Below are 19,958 nucleotides of genomic sequence, written 5' to 3'. Positions count from 1 at the left end.
GTTCTACGTGTGCTGGTACGCCACCAGGGAGATGCCCACGTAGTGGACGACGAACGCGGCCAGTGTCAGGGAGTGGAAGACCTCGTGGAAGCCGAACCAGCGGGGTGACGGGTTGGGGCGCTTGATGCCGTAGATCACGCCGCCGGCGCTGTAGAGCAGGCCGCCGACGACCACCAGGACCAGGACGGCGATGCCGCCGGTGCGCATGAAGTCCGGGAGGAAGAACACGGCCGCCCAGCCCATCGCGATGTAGCAGGGGGTGTAGAGCCAGCGCGGGGCGCCGACCCAGAACACCCTGAACACGATCCCCGCGGCGGCGGCGGCCCAGATGCCCCACAGCAGCCACTGCCCCTTGGCGCCGGGCAGGAGCAGCATCGTCAGCGGGGTGTAGGTGCCCGCGATGATCAGGAAGATGTTCGCGTGGTCGAGGCGGCGCAGGATGCCGTCCATGCGCGGAGACCAGTCGCCCCGGTGGTACAGGGCGCTCACGCCGAACAGCAGGCAGGCGGTCAGTGCGTAGATGCCGCAGGCGATGCGGCCTCTGGTGGAGTCGGCCAGGGCGGTGAGCACGAGCCCGGCGATGAGCGCGGCCGGGAACATTCCGAGGTGCAGCCAGCCGCGCAGCTTGGGCTTGACCGGGTGCGGCAGGGAGAGCGCCACGGGACCGCTGCCGGCGGCCGGCTGGTCCGTGGGCGCGTCGGGGGCGGACGCAGTCATACCCGGCATCGTACCTAGGACCGTACCTACGGAACCGTAAGTTGCGGATCCACGCGACGAGACGGGAGGCCGCCGGTGGCCATCATCTCATGCCGGACCGCAGGTGGGAGAGGGGATCGGCCGGTACACGTGGCGAGCCTCACGCTGCTCATCTGTGACGTCCCCTGGACAGATGCGCTCATACGGCGGATGATCAAATGAGTGCGGTCGGCACCGGATGAGCGCTCAGCAGGCAGCTGCGAAGCATCCGGGCCGCGGCCCCCACGGGGCAGACAAGGACAAAATCCCTCACCTAGGAGCGATCGTGGCGCGCGACATCGCGGCTCCCCCCGTCATCCCCACCCAGCACCAGGAACTGATCTCGTGGGTCAACGAGATCGCCGAACTGACGCAGCCGGACAACGTGGTCTGGTGTGACGGATCCGAGGCCGAGTACGAGCGGCTCTGCGAAGAGCTGGTCGCGAAGGGCACCTTCAAGAAACTCGACCCGGTCAAGCGCCCGCATTCCTACTACGCGGCCTCCGACCCGACCGACGTCGCGCGTGTGGAGGACCGCACCTACATCTGCTCCGAGAAGGAGGAGGACGCGGGCCCGACCAACCACTGGAAGGCCCCCGCCGAGATGCGGGAGATCTTCAGCGGCGAGAAGGGCATATTCCGCGGCTCCATGCGCGGCCGGACGATGTACGTCGTCCCGTTCTGCATGGGCCCCCTCGGCTCGGACCTCTCCGCCATCGGCGTCGAGATCACCGACTCCGCCTACGTCGCCGTCTCCATGCGCACCATGACCCGCATGGGACAGCCCGTCCTCGACGAGCTCGGCTCCGACGGCTTCTTCGTGCGTGCCGTGCACACGCTCGGAGCGCCGCTCGCGGAGGGCGAGCAGGACGTGCCCTGGCCGTGCAACAGCACCAAGTACATCTCGCACTTCCCCGAGAGCCGCGAGATCTGGTCCTACGGCTCCGGCTACGGCGGCAACGCCCTGCTCGGCAAGAAGTGCTACGCCCTGCGCATCGCCTCCGTCATGGCCCGCGACGAGGGCTGGCTCGCCGAGCACATGCTCGTGCTCAAGCTGACCCCGCCGCAGGGCGAGGCCAAGTACGTCGCCGCCGCCTTCCCGAGCGCCTGCGGCAAGACCAACCTCGCCATGCTGGAGCCCACCATCTCCGGCTGGACCGTGGAGACCATCGGCGACGACATCGCCTGGATGCGCTTCGGCGAGGACGGCCGCCTGTACGCCATCAACCCCGAGGCCGGCTTCTTCGGCGTCGCCCCCGGCACCGGTGAGCACACCAACGCCAACGCGATGAAGACGCTCTGGGGCAACGCGGTCTTCACCAACGTGGCGCTGACGGACGACGACGACATCTGGTGGGAGGGCATGACGGAGGAGACCCCGGCCCACCTCACCGACTGGAAGGGCAACGACTGGACGCCGGAGTCCGGCGTCCCGGCCGCCCACCCCAACGCCCGCTTCACGGTCCCCGCCGCCCAGTGCCCGATCATCGCGCCCGAGTGGGAGGACCCCAAGGGCGTGCCGATCTCGGCGATCCTCTTCGGCGGCCGGCGCGCCACCGCCGTACCGCTGGTCACGGAGTCCTTCGACTGGAACCACGGCGTCTTCCTCGGCGCCAACGTGGCCTCCGAGAAGACCGCCGCGGCCGAGGGCAAGGTCGGCGAGCTGCGCCGCGACCCCTTCGCGATGCTGCCGTTCTGCGGCTACAACATGGGCGACTACATGGGCCACTGGATCGACGTCGCCAAGGGCAAGGACCAGTCCAGGCTGCCGAAGATCTACTACGTCAACTGGTTCCGCAAGAACGACGCGGGCAAGTTCGTCTGGCCCGGCTTCGGTGAGAACAGCCGCGTGCTGAAGTGGATCGTCGAGCGCCTCGACGGCAAGGCCGAGGGCGTCGAGACCCCCATCGGCGTGCTGCCGGCCAAGGGCGCGCTGGACACCGACGGCCTCGAACTGGGCGACTCCGACCTCGACTTCCTGCTCACCGTCGACAAGGAGGTCTGGCGCGAGGAGGCCGCCCTGATCCCCGAGCACCTCAACACCTTCGGCGACCACACGCCCAAGGAGCTGTGGGACGAATACCGCGCGCTGGTGGAGCGCCTGGGCTGAGCCAAGCCCCCCAAGACGCCGCGGCCGGCTCCGATCGTGCCCTGACCAGCAACATCGTCACGGTCGGCCGCGGTGAGAGCACCACAGGAACGAGGTCCCGCACAACGGCGTGCGGGACCTCGTCCGTGTGTCGGCGCCCTTGCCGGCGCCGGGCCTTCGCCCGTTCATGCCTCCGCGAACACCCACCGCCGCAGCAGCGTGAAGCGAAGGACCGTCGCGGCGCCGTTGGCCACGATCAGTGCGCCGATCTCCACGTACGGCGCGTCCGGCAGGTTCCGGTGCACCAGGGCGAGGGCGCCGCTGCTGAGCGCGAGCCCGGCGAGAAAGGCCGCCAGCCCCTGGAGCTGATGCCGGGTGGCTCCCTCCGCGCCGCGCACCCCGAAGGTGAACCGGCGGTTGGCGGCGGTGTTCGCCACCGCGGTGACCAGCAGTGCGACCAGGTTGGCGAACTGGGCTTCGAGCGCCGACCGGAGCACCGCGAAAAGGCCGAGATGGGCCGCGGTGGACAGCACTCCGATGACCGCGAAGACCGGGAGCTGTCGTGCGATCCCAGCGGTGCGAGGTGCGTGTGTCTGGACGCGTTGAGCCATGCCCACACTGTACGATAAGTGAACAAATATGACTTAATGTGAGCGAATCGGGCGCGTTCCCCCGCCTCCGCCCGCTCCAGAGGATGCACAGGGATCGCCGAATGATCGAGTCGTCGGTTGAGCTGTCGGTCGTGATTCCGATGTTCAACGAGGAAGAGGCACTGCCGGCGCTGGCGAAGCGGCTGCGGCCGGTGCTGGACGGGACCGGGGAGGCGTACGAGGTCGTCGCGGTGGATGACGGCTCCACGGACGGGACGGCCGAACAACTCGCGCGCCTGCGGACCGGTTGGCCGCAGCTGCGGGTGGTGCGGCTGCGGCGCAACAGCGGACACCAGGCCGCGTTGACCGCCGGTTTGCACCACTCCCGCGGCCACTACGCCACGAGTCTCGACGCCGACCTCCAGGACCCGCCCGAGAAGATCACCGAGATGCTCGCCCTGGCCCGCTCCCGGCGGCTGGACGTCGTCTACGGCGTACGGGCCAACCGCTCCAGCGACACCCCCTTCAAGCGGCGTACCGCCGCCGCGTACTACTGGCTGATGCGCCGTATGGTCGGCGCCCATGTCTGCGCCCAGGCCGGCGACTTCCGCCTGCTGTCCCGCAACGCCCTCGACGCCCTCAAAGCCCTGCCCGACCAACCGCAGGTGTACCGGCTCCTCATGCCCTGGTTCGGCTTCCCCAGCGGAGAGGTGACCTACCGCCGCGATCCACGCGTCGCCGGTCAGACGAAGTACCCCCTGCGCAAGATGATCCTGCTGGCGGTCGACAGCATCATCAGTTTCTCCGTCGCCCCGCTTCGGCTGGCCGTCTGGCTCGGCGCCCTCGCCTTCTGCGTCTGCCTCGCCATGCTCGTGTACACGCTGTCCGTGTACGCGGCGGGCGACACCACCCCCGGCTGGGCCTCTCTGATCATCGCGGTGCTCTTCATCGGCGCCGTCCAGCTGATCTGCCTGGGAGTGGTCGGCGAGTACATCGGCCGCATCTACACCGCCGTGCAGCAACGCCCGACCTACTACGTCGCTGACGACGCCGACGGCGCCGGCGACCCCGGCGGCAGGGTTCCCTCGGCGGCGGGGGCATGTCCGTAGGACGCCGTCCGCGGACCGCGGAGCTCGTGGGCGGTCGTCCGCACCATGGCCGACAGCGCCAGCAGCATCAGCGCACTGTGCGCGGGCATGGACAGATAGGGAGCCAGCTCGGCGGAGTTGCACTTCAGGTAGCTGCCGAACGAGGCGAGCTGCACCAGTACCGGCACGTACCAAAGCTGCCGGGGTAGCGCGAACGCGGCCAGCACGGTGAGCACGTCCGCGACGTAGAAGTACCGCTCGTGCATCGAGGGCAGCAGGAACGGCACCACGATCGAGGAGCAGGCGGCCAGCAGGACGACCCGGGTGTCGGTGAGTCCCGGCACGGCGGGGCCGGAGACCGGCAGGCCACGTCGGCCGCGCCGCAGGGACCACACGGTCAACGCGGTCAGCAGTGAGACGAGCGTCCCCGCGACCAGCACCCCCACGCCGCGCACGAGGTTCGTGTCACCGGGCGCCGACACGAACTCGTAGACGGACGGCGCGTTGACGGACAGCAGACGGTACGTGCCCGTCTGCCGGGCGTAGACCGTCAGCAGTCGCCACGGGTCGGCGCCGAGGACGAGGGCCGGAACGTCGAGAAGGAGGTACGCCGCGGGAACCGCGAGCAGACTCCGCCACGGCATCCGTCCGACCAGCACCAGGACGAGCAGGAAGGGGAAGAGGAAGGCGGCCTGGAACTTGAACGCCAGCGCGACCCCGAAGAACGTGCACGCCCACCATGGCCGGTGGCGCAGCACATAGTGGATCCCGCCCACCAGGAAGGCCGCGTAGAGGGCGTCGCACTGTCCCCACCACCCGCTGTTGGTGACGACGGTGGGAAGGAAGAGCACCACCGTGGCCGCGCCGAAGGCGGCCCAGGGCTGGGCGGGCCGGAGCCGGGACACGATCCGGAAGGTGTAGTACGCCAGCGCCAGGTCGAACAGGATCGAGATCCACTTGATGCCCGCCAGCTCCGGCAGCGGCAGATAGGTGAGAGCGGTCAGCAGATAGAGGTAGGGGACGTTGTAGTCCGAGAAGCCGGGGTCCGCGAGGGCGTGGAACCCGCCGTGGCTCGCGATATGCCGGTACCAGGGGTCGAGAAAGGTCAGGTAGTCCAGCGATTCACCGGGCATCAGGAAAGCGCGGGCCGCAAGGGCCGTCATCACCGCGGTGTAGGCGGTGAGCGCCAGCACCGTCGGATCGACCGTGCGCCGGCGGGGGGCCTCGGCGGCGGTATCGGGCATTGCGGGCTCCGTTCAGGTCGCGCTCCATCACGCCACCGGGAGGCGCGCCGAACAGTATGCCGGAAATGCCCGAATGTCATGGCGGGTGCCACGAGTGCTGATGAATCGAGTCGCCGAACGGGCCGGGCGGCGTCTGTCCGGGTCATGCGTCGAGGGCTGCACCGCGAATCGCAGAAGGCTTTTGAGTGGCTCCTGAGGAGGTCGGCCATTCGGTCAATGTCACCCTTTTGGCGGTGTTTCGAATGGGTGCCAAAGGTGCGCTCGCCGCTCGGGTGATCCTTGTCCACGGAGCGGGTGGTCACATAATCATTCTTTCATGGAGGGGGAATACCTGCCTCGTCTGTGTCCGTAGGGATGAGACACGCAAGCGAAATGGAGCGCACTGAGTGCGTGCTTGCTGTCGGAGCCCTCTTGATGGTGAGGAAGGTTCTCTTGAACCGCAGAACGATCCGAAAGTCGCGCCTGAGATCCGTCACCACGGTGTCGGTGGGCGCGGTAGCCGTGGCGCTCAGCGTCGTCCCGAGCGCGATGGCTGTCGCCGAAGAGATGCACAAACCCACCCCCCGCGTCGTCGTGGAGCAGCTGGGCACGTACGACGTGTCAGAGACGGCCATCGCCGACGCGCTCCGCAGGGCCGGCTCCGCGGGGCAGGCGGCGGTGCGTGCGGGCGGCGACAGGGACTACGGCACCGGCCACCACCGTGGCAACGGCAAGAACGACCACGACCGTGGCCCCCAGGGCCCTCGCGGTCCTCAGGGCAAGCCGGGCAAGCAGGGGCCCCAGGGTGCTCAGGGTGCTCAGGGCGCGCAGGGTGCTCAGGGCGCTCAGGGTGCTCAGGGTGCTCAGGGTGCTCAAGGAGCCCAGGGAGCCCAGGGCGCGCAGGGAGCTCAAGGTGCGCAGGGCGCCCAGGGTGCTCAGGGCGCCGGTGCTCAGGGCGCCCAGGGTGCCCAGGGTGCGCAGGGTGCTCAGGGCGCGCAGGGAGCTCAGGGAGCCCAGGGTGCTCAGGGTGCTCAGGGCGCTCAGGGTGCTCAGGGAGCCCAAGGTGCGCAGGGCGCCCAGGGCGGGCTTGACGGCGTCACTATCCGCGTCAACGCCGTCGCCGACACCATGACGGCGACTGCGTCGTGCCTCGCCGGCGAGACGGTGGTCGGCGGCGGATACACCTCCACTGCGGGAAACGTTCGGGACAGCTTCCCGAGCGGTGGCCCGCCGCCCACCGGGTGGACAGTCACCACCACCGCCAACCAGACGATCACGGCTTTCGTGCTCTGCGCGACGTGACACCGTCGACCCTTGTGTGAGGGTGCCCCGAGGCTTCGGCTTCGGGGCACCCCCGCATTCTGTCCCGAAACAGGTCTCCGGCAGCGGGTCTTGAACCTAGACAAGCAGTGGGCCGCCGCAGCGCTCCGTGCCGTCCTTCACCGCGATGAGATTGGCGATCACGTACGGGATGTTCTTCTCGGAGTGCCACTCGGACGGGAAGCAGGTGGCCAGCCGCGAACTCTGGAACCGGGCCTCAAGATCGGGCACGTAGGTGCGGTACTGGTCGTCCGTGTAGTACCAGAACGAGTTCTCGTTGTAGTACGCGACATGACTGGGGTCCTGGTGCGCGCCGCGGCCGTCGGAGCTGGGCGTCGTGGTGAGGAGCATGCCGCCGGGGGCCAGCAGCCGGTACAGCTCGTTGATCAGCGGCACCTTCGCGGGCACGTGTTCGAGGAAGTTCACCGCCCGCACCAGACCGACGGAGTCGTCGGGCAGGTCCAGCCTGTCGGGCAGAGCGGCGACGATGTCGACCCCCTCGCCCGGAAGTCTGTCGACTCCCGTGTACCCGGGGGGCTTGCGGCGGGCCGCGCCGAGGTCCAGCGCGAGGAGCCCCTTGCGGTACGTCCAGGCGAGGGCGTTGGCCTCGATGTACTTGTCGTACAGAGCGACCGTCTCCCGCTGGATGAACGCGTTGATCTCCGGGTCGCGCTGGGTGTTCGCGGGGTGCATCCGCTGGAGGTACAGACAGCGGGGGATGTGGTGGAAGTCGCCCACGTGGAACAGACGGCACATCAGGTCCTGGTCGTCCAGCACCGTGCGTGTGGCGTCGTAGCCGCCGGCCTTGTCGTAGGCCTCCTTGCGGAACGCGCGGACGTGGTTGGGCGCGTACCAGATGTAGGCGACGTTGTGCGGGGTCGGCGCCATGGACCGGACCTGCAGCAGCTTGCGGCCGTCGACGCGTACGTCCTCGTAGTGCCAGCCGTGCGCTTCGTTGAAGCGGCTGTCGTCCCGCTTGCCGTCCTCGGTGATCTGCGCGGTGTTGCTGTAGACGAAGACGGCGTCGGGATGGGCGTCGAAGGCCTCGCCGAGTTCCGCCAGGCACGCCTTCGCCAGCAGGTCGTCGTGGTCGAGTTCCACGAGGATCTCGCCCCGGGCCAGTTCACAGGCCCTGCGCTTGGCCGCTCCGACGCCGAGGGCATCGTCGGCGATCTCGATCCGGACCCGGTCGTCGGGGTGCTCCGGCCGCCAGCGGGCCCCGTTGTTGAGCAGGACGATCCATTCCCAGTCCGGGCAGGTCTGCGCCTGCAGGGTCGCCAGGCACTCGTCGAGGAACCGGGGCCGGTGGCTGGGGGTGAAGACGGAGAACCTGGGAGTGGCGGTCGTCGTCATCTCGTGCTCCCTGCTGGGCTCGATCGGGGTGAGGGGTTCAGGAAATCCCGGAAGGATTCCGGCACTTCGGAACGGAGCGACGGATCTGCGGCGACCGCACTGCGGAACTCGTCCGCGGCTACCTGGTCGCGGTTTTTCATCGCCCAGATCTCCCCGAGGTGCAGATGCACCGTGGCCGCCTGGGGATTGACGCCAAGGGCACGTTCCAGAAGCCCCATGGCACGGTCGGGGTCGCTCGACTTCAGCAGAATCCCCTCGTTGAAGAGAGCTGACAGGAACGCCGGGTCGATCTTCAGGGATTTCTCGTAGGCCGCGAGGGCATCGGCCGTCCGGCCGTCCTCGTGGGCGATGACTCCCAGGTTGTACCAGGCGAACTTGTTCTGCGGGTCCAGTCTCAGCACGCGCCGGTAGGCGCGGGCGGCCCCTTCGGGATCGTGGTTCTCCTGTTGCAGAATTCCGGCCTGCAAAATGGAATCGGCATCCTGGACCGGCCGGTTGACTGCCGACCGGGCCGCCTCGGATTCCGGAGTCATTGCGGAATTCAGTGCCCACGACATCACTCCGGTGGAAACTGCGGCCGCACCGGAGAGCACCACCAACAATCGCCTACGTTTCACTGTGTCACATCTCGTGGAAGAGTGAGGGGCCGATGGTGTACGGACGTCCGAACCACCGTCACATTTCCACCGACGTTACGAGGCTGTTCAGTTGGCGCCGTCGTTTGGCAGGAGCTTGGGGCGCGCGGTCCACCCGAATGCACGCAGAAGGCCGGGTGCGCTGATGGCGCCCGGTCCGCGCGTCGCTGCGGGTGCACGCGGACCGGGGCCGATGAGGGGACCCCTGGGCGGGGTCGGTCAGCCGGCGGTGGCCAGTCGCCCGTCCGCCAGCGCGGCGGAGTGGGCGTCCATGCGCTCCGCCGTGAGGATCGCGGCCGCCGTGTCGGCCCGTGAGGCGGCGACGACGAGGGCGCGCCCCGCGAGGGTGTGCGCCCGCCGGTGCAGGGCCGCCGCCCGGGGCGCGGCCGCCCCGGACGTCGTGGAGCGGGCCGGAGCCCGGCCGCCGCGCAGCCGGGCCACCTGCTGGGCGAGCCGGTCCGCCGCGGTGTCCAGGTCGGCGGACGGCGTCAGCGCGCGCAGTTCGTCGGTGACGGCGAGCAGGGCCGCGAGATGCCCCGAGAGCTGGATGTCCAGCTCCTCCTCGCGGGACCGGTGCGGAAAGCTGGGGTTGGGCCCGTCCGCCGTGCTGTGGACCGACTTGGTGCGGATCGGTTCGTACATGGGAGGGCCTCCTGAGTGTTTCCAGGAAGCCATCCTAGCTTGGATTGCGTCTAAAGTTGAGTCGAGGGTGAAATTGGTTCGGTTCGCCGCCGGCCGTGTTCCGGATCGGTGCCGGCCGTGTCCGGTGTCAGTGCCGGCCGTGTCCGGTGTCAGTGCTGGCTGTAGCCGTCCAGGAAGCGGCCGATCCGGCCGACCGCGTCCCGCAGGTCCGTCACCGTCGGCAGGGTCACCACCCGGAAGTGGTCCGGCTCGGGCCAGTTGAAGCCCGTGCCCTGGACCACCATGATCTTCTCGCGGCGCAGCAGGTCCAGCACCATCCGCCGGTCGTCCTTGATCTTGAACACCGTCGGGTCCAGGCGCGGGAAGAGGTACAGCGCGCCCTTCGGGCGTACGCACGTCACGCCCGGGATCTGCGTCAGCAGCTCGTAGGCGGTGTCCATCTGCTCCCGCAGCCGCCCGCCGGGCAGCACCAGGTCGTCGATGGTCTGGCGGCCGCTGAGGGCGGCCACCACGCCGTGCTGTCCCGGCATGTTCGCGCACAGACGCATGTTCGCCAGGATCGTCAGGCCCTCGATGTAGGAGTCGGCGTGGGCGCGCGGGCCGGAGATCGACATCCAGCCCACCCGGTAGCCGGCCACCCGGTACGCCTTCGACATGCCGTTGAAGGTGAGGGTGAGCAGGTCGGGGGCGATCGCGGCGGTCGGGGTGTGCGTGGCGCCGTCGTAGAGGATCTTGTCGTAGATCTCGTCCGAGCAGACGAGGAGGTTGTGGCGGCGGGCGATGTCCGTGAGCCCGCGGATCATCGCCTCGTCGTACACCGCGCCCGTGGGGTTGTTCGGGTTGATGATGACGATCGCCTTGGTGCGGTCGGTGACCTTGCGCTCGATGTCGGCGAGGTCCGGCATCCAGTCGGACTGCTCGTCGCAGCGGTAGTGCACGGCCGTGCCGCCGGAGAGGGAGACGGCGGCGGTCCACAGCGGGTAGTCCGGCGCGGGGACGAGCACCTCGTCGCCGTCGTCCAGCAGGCCCTGCATCGCCATCACGATCAGCTCGGAGACGCCGTTGCCGATGAAGACGTGCTCGACGTCCGTCTCTATGCCGAGGGTCTGGTTGTGCATGACGACCGCGCGGCGGGCGGCCAGCAGGCCCTTGGCGTCGCCGTAGCCGTGCGCCGAGGAGACGTTGCGGAGGATGTCCTCCAGGATCTCCGGCGGGCAGTCGAAGCCGAAGGCGGCGGGGTTGCCGGTGTTCAGCTTCAGGATGCGGTGCCCGGCCGCTTCCAGGCGCATCGCCTCTTCGAGAACCGGCCCCCGGATCTCGTAACAGACGTTGGCGAGTTTCGTCGACTGGATCACCTGCATGTCTGGGAGCTTACGGCTCGGTAACGGCTCGCGGGGGGTGTTTTCCGCCACGTGGGACGAGTGCTTTGGGCGGGTATCGCCGCTCGCTGTCCCAAGGGCCCCACTGGTCTCTAGAATTCGCGGCCATGTCCAGGCCTGGTGAAAAACGAACCCCCCGGGTTGCGCCGAACGTGTACCTCCCGAGCGGGGCGGACGCGCCGGCGTACGACGCGTACGCGGATCCGGCCGCCGCCCACGGCTGGCAGAACGCGTACGACGAGACGGCCGAGCTGCCCCGCGTCGGCCCGTCGGCCGGTGTCGTCGGCCCGTCGGCCGGGCGGGCCGGCCGGCGGCGCGAGGCCCGCCGGGCCGGAGGGCGCCGCTCACGGCGAGTGGCGCTCGCGGCGGGCGCCGCGGGGCTGGTGTCCGCGGGGGCCGTGGTCGCGGCGCTGGGCTTGTCCTCAAGCCCTGAGGGCGGGCGGCGGACGGGCCCGGAGGGCACCCGCTCGGCGACGGACGGCTCCGCCGGTCCGGTGAAGCCCGCTTCCCCCTTTACGGCGGAGAGCGCTCCCGGCGATCCCGGTGTGCCGGCTCCTGTTTCCCCGGACACTCCCTCTGCCTCGGCCGCCGTCTCGGAGGCCTCCGCGGTCGCGTCCTCGGCCGCGACCGCCACGAGTCCGGCGCCCACCGCCTCGGCGTCCGCGTCGGTGACGCCGTCCGAGCGGACGAAGGGGAAAGGGCGCGGTCAGGGGACGGCCAAGGGCCACCGCTAGGGCGTGGGTCGAAAGCGGCGTCGTCCGCCGGGGACCGGACGGGGCTTTCCGGACACGCCCCGGGCCGGACAGGGCACGGGCCGACCGGCCGGGGGCCTCCCGTGGCTGAAAGCCACTGCTTGTTCTCCCCCTCCCTCGCACTGACAATGCGCATGACAAACCAGTGGGCGGCCGGAAGATCTCCGGTCGCCCTGTCATGCAGAGGGGACCCCCCACATGAGAAAGCCTCTCGTCGCCGCGTTCTTCGCCCTGGCGATCGCCGGGGCCGGCGCGGCGCCCGCGACCGCGGCGCCCGCCTCCACGGCCACCGCCCCCGCCGCGGCCGCCGTGAGCGCGGCGCAGACCCCGGCGAGCACCGCGGCGAAGCCGGCCGCCGCCTCGCCGACCCTGAAGGCCGTCAACTTCGCCGGGACCGTCGCGCTCAGCAACTGCTCCGGTTCCGTCGTGCGCTTCCCCAACTCCCTGGACACCGCCCCCGCGCTGGTCCTCACCAACGGCCACTGCCTGGAGACCGGCTTCCCGGAGCCCGGCGAGGTGCTCGTCAACCGGACGTCCACCCGTTCCTTCGGCCTGCTCAACTCCGCCGGCACGCGTGTCGCCACCCTGCGCGCCAGCAAGATCGCCTACGGCACGATGACCGACACCGACGCCGCGATCTACCAGCTGACCAGCACCTACGCGACGATCCGCAACACGTACGGCATCAGCGCGCTCACCGTCCAGGACACCCACCCGACGGCCGGCACCGCCATCACCGTCGCCTCCGGCTACTGGAAGCGGCTCTACAGCTGCAACATCGACGGGTTCGTGTACCGGATGAAGGAGGGCGACTGGACCTGGAAGGACTCGGTCCGCTACACCTCCGCCTGCCAGACCATCGGCGGCACCTCCGGCTCCCCGGTGATCGACCAGGCCACCGGCAAGGTCGTCGCGGTGAACAACACCGGCAACGAGGACGGCGGGCGCTGCACCGAGAACAACCCCTGTGAGGTCGACGCGAACGGCAACGTCACCGTCCGCAAGGGCACCAACTACGCCCAGGAGACGTACCTGTTCGCCGCCTGCTTCACCAGCGGCAACCAGCTCAACCTGAGCGCGGCCGGCTGCACCGTGCCCAAGCCGTAGCCGTAGCCGTAGCCGTAGCCGTAGCCGCAGGCGAAGCCACAGCCGTAGGCCACGCCGGGGGGCGATCCGTCACACGGGGCTGCGACGGATCGCCCGGCCCGCGAGGACGTCCGTGCGACGGCCGTCCTCGACGACGAAACGGCCGTCGATCACCGCTCCTCAGAAGAAGGTGCGGACGTAGTCGACGACCGTGCCGTCCGCCTCGGCCAGCGGGATCACCGGCCACTTGTCGAAGGTCGTGCACGGGTGGGACAGGCCGAGGCCCACCCAGTCGCCGACCTCGACGTCCGCCTCGGGCCGGGTGCGCAGCCAGGCGTGCTGGTCGGACAGCGCGGTGACACGGACGCCGGTCGCGGGGCGTTCCACGCCGTCCCGGCGGATCAGCCGGGCGACGGGGAGGTCCATGTCGTGGGCCGCGTCCCGCTTGCCGCCGTTCACGAACGCCTGCTCCGGAGAGGGCCGGGAGACCACCTGCGTCCACAGCAGGAACGCCGGTTCCAGTGCGCCCTCATCGGGGACCCGGTTGAACGGGGTGAGCTCGCGGTAGTGACCGTCGTCGTGCGAGACGTACGCGCCCGAACGCAGCAATTTCAGTGCCGGAGCGGAGAGTTCGGGGATCTCCGCGAAGACCTCGGCGACCACGTCGAACCACTCGCTGCCGCCCGCGCTGATCACGATCTCGTCCAGGCCCGGGAAGCGTCCCGCCTCGTCGAAACCCACGGCGAGGGCGACCAGTCGCCGCAGCCAGGCCCGCACGCGCTCCGGGGACGCGTCCGGCACCGAGGCCTCGTAGCCGGCGACACCGACCAGCCGCAGGGTCGTCGTGGCCGCGACCGCGTCCGCGACCGCCGCGCACTCCGCCTCCGTCCGCACACCGGTGCGGGCGCCCTCCCCGGCGGCCAGTTCGACCACGACGTCCAGGGGGCGCCGCGCACCGCGCAGCGCCGCGTCCATCAGCTCGACGCCGCGCACGGAGTCGACGTAGCAGACGAGACGGAAGGCGTCGTCCGCGTCGAGCTGGGCGGAGAGCCAGCGCAGCGCCGCCGCGTCCACGACCTCGTTGGCGAGGAACACCCGCTGGAAGCCGAACTCCCTTGCCACGCGCACCTGGTGGGGGACGGCGAGGGTGATGCCCCAGGCGCCGTGGTCGAGCTGCCGCTGGAAGAGCCGGGGCGCCATCGTCGTCTTGCCGTGCGGGGCGAAGGTGAGGCCGTGACGGGTCGCGTAGGTCTCCATCAGGCGCAGGTTGTGCTCCAGGCGCTCGGCGGACAGCACCAGGACGGGGGTGGTGAAGCCGTCGGTGAAGAGGTTGCGGCGCTGGGCGGCGAGTTCACCGAAGGTGAGTCCGTCGGCGTCCGGAGGAAGGCCCTTGAAGCGGTGGTCGACTCGTTCCCCGGCGAGACGGGCGAGCGCTTCACTGCTCATCGAGGGCCTCCTGGTCTGCCTTGTCGCGACGGCCTCACGTTAGTCGGTCATGCCGTCCGCTCCTGTCCGACGTCCGGGCCGCGCGAGGCCCTCCCCGGGCCGACAGGTCGCCCCCGTCTGACCGCTTGGAGCCCCGACCGTCGGAAGTAGGCGTCTGATAACGAAGTTCGGGGCGGGCTGTGTCCGGCACAGGATCGTCGACCATACTGCCCGGTGTGGAGCAGCGCATAGGTTCGAGCAGCCAGCCCCTGGAGGGCGCCGGATTCGACCCGGCATTCATCCCCGGGCTCACGTCGCCCGCGACCGGCGAGCCGGAGGACCGGAAGCCGGGGGACGCGAAGGCGGGGACCGCCGAGGCGGCGAAGTCCGACGCGGCGAAGTCCGGGGCGCCTGAGGCGACCGAGGCGCCCGAGGCCGAGAAGGCCGACGCCGACGCGAGCGCCGACGGGACCGGAGACGAGTCCGCCGAGGAGGAGCAGGGCGCGCCCGACGGCCCCGTCTTCGAGGCCTCCGACCGGCGGGCACGGATCGTCGCCGACGCCAGGGGCGTCCGGCTCCGCCTCGACGAGGAGGAGTGCGAGTTCCGCTGGGACGAGATCGGCGCAGTGGAGACGGAGACGCCCCGCTTCGGCAAGCGGTACACCGTCACCGTCCACACCCCTGACCGCCGCTGGTACCCGATCGAGATCGAGGCGACGGCCAGGGACCGCTTCAAGGAGTGGGACGACCGTCTCGACGAGGTGCTGGACGCCTACTTCGAGGACGAGCCCCCCGCGGAGCCGGCAGCCTCCGACGAGCCGGTGGAACCGGCGGAAGCGTCAGAGCCGGCGGCTGCCGACAAGTGAGCCCACGGGTGCGCGGGAAGCCGCGCACCCGCGTCCGCCGCGGCGCTAAGCGCAGTACTGCGCCGCCTTGCCGATGGACCGGTACATGCAGTCCGCGTTCTCCAGCAGTTGCAGCACCGCGTCCCTGTTCCGCGCTGTCTCCCGCTCGATGACCTCGTCGGGCGGGTAGAAGCCGCCGCCGCCCGCCGAGCCCGGGTACATCTCGAAGGTGTACGCGAAGATCTTGTGGGCGCCCCAGAGGTAGTCGTCGATCGAGCCGTCCGTGATGTACAGGTCGCTCGACTGCTCGGGTGTGTAGCCGTTGCTGGCGGCCATCGAACGGCCCACCGTGGCGAAGGCGTTGCGGTCGTCCGCCGTCATCCCGGTGGTGGTGTCGGAGTAGGTGAAGCCGAAGGGCCACAGCACCAGTTCGCTGTAGGTGTGGAAGTCGATGCCGGCCTTGATCTGCTGCACGCCGCCGACGACCCGGCCGCGCACGAAGTCGGAGACCACCTTCACCTCGGGTGCCGACTCGGCTGCCGGGCCCCGGTAGGTCTCGGAGGATGTCGAGCCGGAGGAGCCGCCGCAGCAGCCCCAGCGGAAGGCCCAGTTGCGGTTGAGGTCCGTACCGACGTTCGAGGAACCGGAGTTGGGCTGGCGGTTCTTGCGCCAGGAGCGGTAGGAGCCGGTGGCGACGTCGTACTCGCCGCCGTCCGGGTTGACGTCCGGGACGATCCAGATCTCCCGGCTGTTCACCATGTTCGTGATGCGCGCGTCGGTGCCGTAGCCGGCGCCCAGCTCGCGGATCAGGTAGAGCGCCATCTCGACGGTGAGGTGCTCACGGGCGTGCTGGTGGTGGGTGAACAGCACCTCCGGCTCGGCCTCGTCGGCGCCGACGTTGTCGCTGATCTTGACGGCGACGATGTCCCGGCCCTGGTACGACTTCCCGATCACCCGCTTGCTGATGATGCCCGGGTGGGCCGCGATCCGCTGGTCGATCTCCGCGTTCATCTCGGCGTAGTTGTGGTAGCGGGAGTCGGCGGAGGGGAAGTCGTACAGCCGCGCCCCGCCCTCGGCGGCGCGGTCCGGCGCGGAGCCCAGGAGCGCGACCTCGTAGCCCTGGGCGCGCAGCTTGCGGATTTGGTCGGCGCGGCCGGAGACGACGACGGTCTCCTCGTCGGCCTCGTCCACGCTCACGCCGGAGGCGGCGATCGCGGTGCGGGTCTGCGGGGTGCTGTGGGGGACGTGGATCTCGTACTGGCGGACGTCGTCGGCGGCGGGCGCGGTCCTGGGGGCGCTGCGCGCGGCGGCGTCGGTGGCGGTCGCCGAGAGGGGCGCGGCGAGGGCGAGGGCCAGCAGGGCGGCGAGGGCGGCGGTCCGTCCGCCGCGGGGACTCCGGCCGTCCGGTGCGCCGGGCCGGCCGGCTGCGTGTCGTGCGCCTGAGCCGCGTGTGCGAAGTCGCATGAAGTCTCCTCGGTTCTCCAGGAGTCCGGGGTCGCCGGACGTGTGGGGAGTGGAGCGGGGGTGGTCCTGCGTGCGACGTGCTGCTGCTGTGCGCTTGCTGTGCGTTTGCCGTGAAAGGCGTGCGGGGGTGTCGCTCATCGTCGATGCATGTCATGGTCAGGTCAATAGCGCGCCCTCTTGCGACCGGGCCGGCTTTGCTGTTCCTTGACCTTCATGGTGGACACCACGGGAAACCCCACGCACTCCGAGGCATCATCCGGCACCGACCTCACCACCTCCCCCCGCAAGTCCAGTTGGCGCCACATCGGCCCCGGCATCGTCGTCGCCGCGACCGGCGTCGGCGCCGGCGACCTGGTCGCCACCCTCATCGCGGGCAGCAACTTCGGCTACACCCTGCTGTGGGCGGCCGTCGCCGGCTGTCTTGTGAAGATCTCCCTCGCGGAGGCGGCCGGCCGCTGGCATCTCTCCACCGGGCGCACCCTCTTCGACGGCTGGGCGAGCCTCGGCCGCTGGACGACGTGGTTCTTCGTCGTCTACGTCGTCGTCTGGGGCTTCGTGTACGGGGCGGCGGCGATGTCGTCCAGCGCGCTGCCGCTGCAGGCGCTGTTCCCCGGCGTGATGGACCTGCGATGGTGGGCCGTCGCCTGCGGACTGGTCGGCCTGGTCTTCGTCTGGTTCAACAAGTACGCCGTCTTCGAGAAGGTCATGACGGTCCTGGTCGGCGTCATGTTCGCGGTGACGGTCTACCTGGCCGTCCGTGTCACCCCCAACCTCCCGGACGCCCTCGCCGGCCTGCTGCCGGTCCTGCCCGACGAGAAGGACTCCGTCCTCAACACCCTCGGCCTGATCGGCGGCGTGGGCGGCACCATCACGCTCGCCGCGTACGGCTACTGGGTCAACGCCAAGGGCTGGACCGACACCGGGTGGATGAAGGTGATGCGCCTGGACAACCGGGTCGCGTACGCCACCACCGGGGTCTTCGTCATCGCGATGCTCTTCGTCGGGGCCGAGCTGCTGCACTCGGCGAACGTGGCCATCGCGAGCGGCGACAAGGGGCTGATCCAGCTCGGCGACATCCTGGAGGAGGAGTACGGCTCGGCCACCGCCACGTTCTTCCTCATCGGCTTCTTCGCCACCTCCTTCACCTCCCTCATCGGCGTCTGGCACGGCGTGAGCCTGATGTTCGCCGACTTCGTGGCCCGCTACCGCCGGGGCGACAGCGCGACGGGCGCGGAGGTCGCCTCCGGCGAGCGGGAGAGCTCGTGGCCGTTCCGGCTGTACCTGCTGTGGCTGACGTTCCCGCCGATCGTGCTCCTCTTCCAGGGCCAGCCGTTCCGGCTGATCATCCTGTACGGGGTGCTGGGCGCGGCCTTCCTGCCGTTCCTCGCCGTGACGCTGATCTGGCTGCTCAACTCGGCCCGTACGCCCCGCGAATGGCGCAACGGGCCGCTGAGCAACGTGATGCTCGCGGCGGCGGGTCTGCTGTTCCTGGTGCTGTGCGTGAAGCAGGTCTGGGACCAGCCGTGGGCCGAGTTCTTCTGAGCCTCGCCCTCCTCGAGCGGGCGCCGATCACGCTACGGCCTGGAGTACAGGCCGGGCCCCGGAGGCGAGGAGCCGTCGGCGCGGACGCCGTTCGTGACCCGCAGGAACTCCAGCTTCTCCGCGTCGGCGGAACCCGCGGCCACCGTGTAGACGACGAGGCGGACGTCGCAGCCCGGGACGGTGAGCACGTCGCAGTCGCATGTCACCTCGCCGACCTGGGGGTGGACGACGGTCTTGCGGGCCGAGACGTGCGGACCGACCGCACCCTCGTCCCACAGCCGGGTGAACTCCGCACTGGTGGAGTTCAGTTCCTCGACCAGGTCCATCAGCCCACGGTCGCGGGGGTAGTCGACGAGCGCCGTGCGCAGATCGGCCACGAGGGCGGGGCCGAGGGCGTCGCCGTCCTGGAGCACGGGCCAGGCCGCGAGCCCTGAGGGGCCTGTGGCGAAGACCGCCCGCACCAGGTTGCGCTCGGCGTGTGTCCGTACGCTGGGGTCGCCCAGCAGCGCTGCCCATGCGGGAGTCCAGGACAGCAAGGTCCAGTCGGCACTGAACACGCCCACGGGGAACTCCCCCAGGCGGGCCAGCATCCGCTGGACCCCCGCCGGCACATGCGTGGAGATCGTCCCTTCCGGGGGAGGGAGGAGGCCGGCCAACCGGTAGGCGTGATCGCGCTCCACGGGTTGCAGCTGCAGGGCCCTGGCCAGGCTCGCGACGACCTGCGCCGAAGGGCTCGTGGCGCGCCCCTGCTCCAGCCGCACCACATAGTCGACCGACAGCCCTGCGAGCTCGGCCAGTTCCTCGCGTCGCAACCCCACCGCACGGCGTCCGGGCCGCGAAGTCCGCCCGACGTCGAGGGGAGAGAGCCGGTCGCGCCAGCGGCGCAAAGCCGTGCCGAGGGTTTCGTCCACTCGGCCATTGTCTCCGCCGGACAGCCGATGTGCCTGGTACCGGCGGTCCTACCGTCGCCCAGGGCACTGGTTGTCCTCTCGTCGCGGGCCGAGAGTGAACGCATGACGACGACATTCATCACAGGAGCCAACAAGTCCCTCGGGTACGAGACTGCCCGCCGCCTGATCGAGGCCGGTCACACCGTCCTCGTCGGCGCTCGTGATCCGGAGCGTGGCCGGGCGGCCGCCGACGCGCTCGGCGCCCGGTTCGTCCAGATCGATGTGACGGACGAGGCGTCGGTGGCTGCGGCCGCCGCCGACGTCGAGGCTCGCGAGGGCTTCGTCGACGTCCTGATCAACAACGCCGGCGTCCTGGGCACACACCGCCCCGCCGACGAGATCACGGCCGCTGACGCCCGTGAGGTGTTCGAGGTCAACGTCGTAGGGATCGTCCGGGTGACGCACGCGTTCCTGCCTCTGCTGCGCAAGTCCGCGAACCCGGTCATCGTCAACGTGTCCAGTGGCATGGGGTCGTTCGCGACCACCCATGACCCGGGGCGCGCCGAGGGCCGAGCCGTCGCGCCGCTCTACACGGCGTCGAAGGCCGCTGTGACCATGCTGACCACGCAGTACGCGAAGTCCTGGCCGGACGTGAAGGTGAACGCGGCCGACCCGGGCTACACCGCGACCGACTTCAACGGGCACAGCGGCCCGCAGACGGTGACCGAGGGGACCGACGCGATCGTCGAACTCGCCACCCTCGGGGCGGACGGACCGACCGGAACCTTCCGTGACCGTCACGGTGCGATGCCCTGGTGATCCGCCACCTCCTCGACCTGGCCCTGCGGGCAGGCGACCGCCGGCCGACCGTGGTCAGAAGCCGGCCGGCGGACGGGGCTG

General features: G+C 70.1%; 18 protein-coding genes. 7 read left to right on the top strand and 11 right to left on the bottom strand.

Annotated features, from left to right (window positions below; translation table 11 throughout):
• Positions 1-3: 3 nt before the first annotated feature.
• Complete coding sequence (locus tag ACFYXA_RS19145) at positions 4-717, bottom strand: hemolysin III family protein (RefSeq protein ID WP_352246799.1); 714 nt, start codon at positions 715-717, stop codon at positions 4-6.
• Between the two features lie 304 nt (positions 718-1,021).
• Here ACFYXA_RS19145 and ACFYXA_RS19140 point away from each other — a divergent pair, with 304 nt between their 5' ends.
• A complete protein-coding gene (locus ACFYXA_RS19140) occupies positions 1,022-2,845 on the top strand; it encodes a phosphoenolpyruvate carboxykinase (GTP) (protein ID WP_389034182.1) in 1,824 nt (607 codons plus the stop codon).
• A gap of 164 nt (positions 2,846-3,009) precedes the next feature.
• Here the strand turns inward: ACFYXA_RS19140 and ACFYXA_RS19135 are convergent, their stop codons facing one another.
• Positions 3,010-3,435 carry a GtrA family protein gene (locus ACFYXA_RS19135; RefSeq protein WP_389034179.1) on the bottom strand — a complete coding sequence of 142 codons (426 nt, stop codon included), beginning with the start codon at positions 3,433-3,435 and terminating at the stop codon, positions 3,010-3,012.
• Between the two features lie 101 nt (positions 3,436-3,536).
• Between ACFYXA_RS19135 and ACFYXA_RS19130 the strand changes: the two genes are divergently transcribed.
• On the top strand, positions 3,537-4,523 hold the full coding sequence (locus tag ACFYXA_RS19130; protein WP_389034176.1) for a glycosyltransferase family 2 protein: 987 nt from the start codon (positions 3,537-3,539) through the stop codon (positions 4,521-4,523).
• Here ACFYXA_RS19130 and ACFYXA_RS19125 read toward each other — a convergent pair.
• From ACFYXA_RS19125 to ACFYXA_RS19100, 6 genes are all read right to left on the bottom strand, one after another.
• Positions 4,448-5,746 (bottom strand): glycosyltransferase 87 family protein, encoded by a 1,299-nt coding sequence (locus ACFYXA_RS19125; protein WP_389034173.1) that lies wholly within the window; start codon positions 5,744-5,746, stop codon positions 4,448-4,450. The genes ACFYXA_RS19130 and ACFYXA_RS19125 overlap by 76 nt on opposite strands.
• A gap of 600 nt (positions 5,747-6,346) precedes the next feature.
• A complete protein-coding gene (locus ACFYXA_RS19120; protein ID WP_389034170.1) occupies positions 6,347-6,787 on the bottom strand; it encodes a hypothetical protein in 441 nt (146 codons plus the stop codon).
• Positions 6,788-7,123: 336 nt separating this feature from the next.
• Positions 7,124-8,398: a glycosyltransferase gene (locus ACFYXA_RS19115; RefSeq protein WP_352246793.1), complete on the bottom strand. Its 1,275-nt coding sequence runs from the start codon at positions 8,396-8,398 to the stop codon at positions 7,124-7,126.
• Positions 8,395-8,994 (bottom strand): tetratricopeptide repeat protein, encoded by a 600-nt coding sequence (locus ACFYXA_RS19110; protein WP_389035070.1) that lies wholly within the window; start codon positions 8,992-8,994, stop codon positions 8,395-8,397. Before ACFYXA_RS19110 ends, ACFYXA_RS19115 begins: the two co-directional genes overlap by 4 nt.
• A gap of 258 nt (positions 8,995-9,252) precedes the next feature.
• On the bottom strand, positions 9,253-9,675 hold the full coding sequence (locus ACFYXA_RS19105; RefSeq protein WP_389034166.1) for a hypothetical protein: 423 nt from the start codon (positions 9,673-9,675) through the stop codon (positions 9,253-9,255).
• 149 nt (positions 9,676-9,824) lie between these two features.
• Positions 9,825-11,036: a pyridoxal phosphate-dependent aminotransferase gene (locus ACFYXA_RS19100; RefSeq protein ID WP_130441481.1), complete on the bottom strand. Its 1,212-nt coding sequence runs from the start codon at positions 11,034-11,036 to the stop codon at positions 9,825-9,827.
• Between the two features lie 170 nt (positions 11,037-11,206).
• On the opposite strand from ACFYXA_RS19100, the gene ACFYXA_RS19095 reads away from it, so the two are divergent.
• Both ACFYXA_RS19095 and ACFYXA_RS19090 read left to right on the top strand, forming a co-directional pair.
• Positions 11,207-11,788 (top strand): hypothetical protein, encoded by a 582-nt coding sequence (locus tag ACFYXA_RS19095; protein WP_389034162.1) that lies wholly within the window; start codon positions 11,207-11,209, stop codon positions 11,786-11,788.
• A 216-nt stretch (positions 11,789-12,004) separates the two neighbouring features.
• On the top strand, positions 12,005-12,913 hold the full coding sequence (locus tag ACFYXA_RS19090) for a serine protease (RefSeq protein ID WP_352246789.1): 909 nt from the start codon (positions 12,005-12,007) through the stop codon (positions 12,911-12,913).
• Between the two features lie 159 nt (positions 12,914-13,072).
• Here ACFYXA_RS19090 and ACFYXA_RS19085 read toward each other — a convergent pair whose 3' ends face one another.
• Positions 13,073-14,338, bottom strand: a complete 1,266-nt coding sequence (locus ACFYXA_RS19085) for an amino acid deaminase (protein WP_389034158.1) — start codon at positions 14,336-14,338, stop codon at positions 13,073-13,075.
• Positions 14,339-14,553: 215 nt separating this feature from the next.
• On the opposite strand from ACFYXA_RS19085, the gene ACFYXA_RS19080 reads away from it, so the two are divergent.
• Positions 14,554-15,183: a hypothetical protein gene (locus ACFYXA_RS19080; RefSeq protein ID WP_389034155.1), complete on the top strand. Its 630-nt coding sequence runs from the start codon at positions 14,554-14,556 to the stop codon at positions 15,181-15,183.
• A gap of 45 nt (positions 15,184-15,228) precedes the next feature.
• Here the strand turns inward: ACFYXA_RS19080 and ACFYXA_RS19075 are convergent, their stop codons facing one another.
• Positions 15,229-16,626, bottom strand: a complete 1,398-nt coding sequence (locus ACFYXA_RS19075) for a M14 family metallopeptidase (RefSeq protein ID WP_352246786.1) — start codon at positions 16,624-16,626, stop codon at positions 15,229-15,231.
• A 213-nt stretch (positions 16,627-16,839) separates the two neighbouring features.
• Here ACFYXA_RS19075 and ACFYXA_RS19070 point away from each other — a divergent pair, with 213 nt between their 5' ends.
• Positions 16,840-18,168 (top strand): Nramp family divalent metal transporter, encoded by a 1,329-nt coding sequence (locus ACFYXA_RS19070; protein WP_389034150.1) that lies wholly within the window; start codon positions 16,840-16,842, stop codon positions 18,166-18,168.
• 32 nt (positions 18,169-18,200) lie between these two features.
• Here the strand turns inward: ACFYXA_RS19070 and ACFYXA_RS19065 are convergent, their stop codons facing one another.
• Positions 18,201-19,079, bottom strand: a complete 879-nt coding sequence (locus tag ACFYXA_RS19065; RefSeq protein ID WP_389034147.1) for a helix-turn-helix transcriptional regulator — start codon at positions 19,077-19,079, stop codon at positions 18,201-18,203.
• A gap of 102 nt (positions 19,080-19,181) precedes the next feature.
• On the opposite strand from ACFYXA_RS19065, the gene ACFYXA_RS19060 reads away from it, so the two are divergent.
• Positions 19,182-19,877 (top strand): SDR family NAD(P)-dependent oxidoreductase, encoded by a 696-nt coding sequence (locus tag ACFYXA_RS19060; RefSeq protein WP_389034144.1) that lies wholly within the window; start codon positions 19,182-19,184, stop codon positions 19,875-19,877.
• The last annotated feature ends 81 nt before the right edge of the window (positions 19,878-19,958 follow it).

It is taken from the genome of Streptomyces sp. NPDC002566 (assembly GCF_042889585.1).
Classification (GTDB): Bacteria; Actinomycetota; Actinomycetes; order Streptomycetales; family Streptomycetaceae; genus Streptomyces.
The sequence above is the reverse complement of the archived record's forward strand: the minus strand, read 5'-3'. Positions and strand labels throughout refer to the sequence as shown.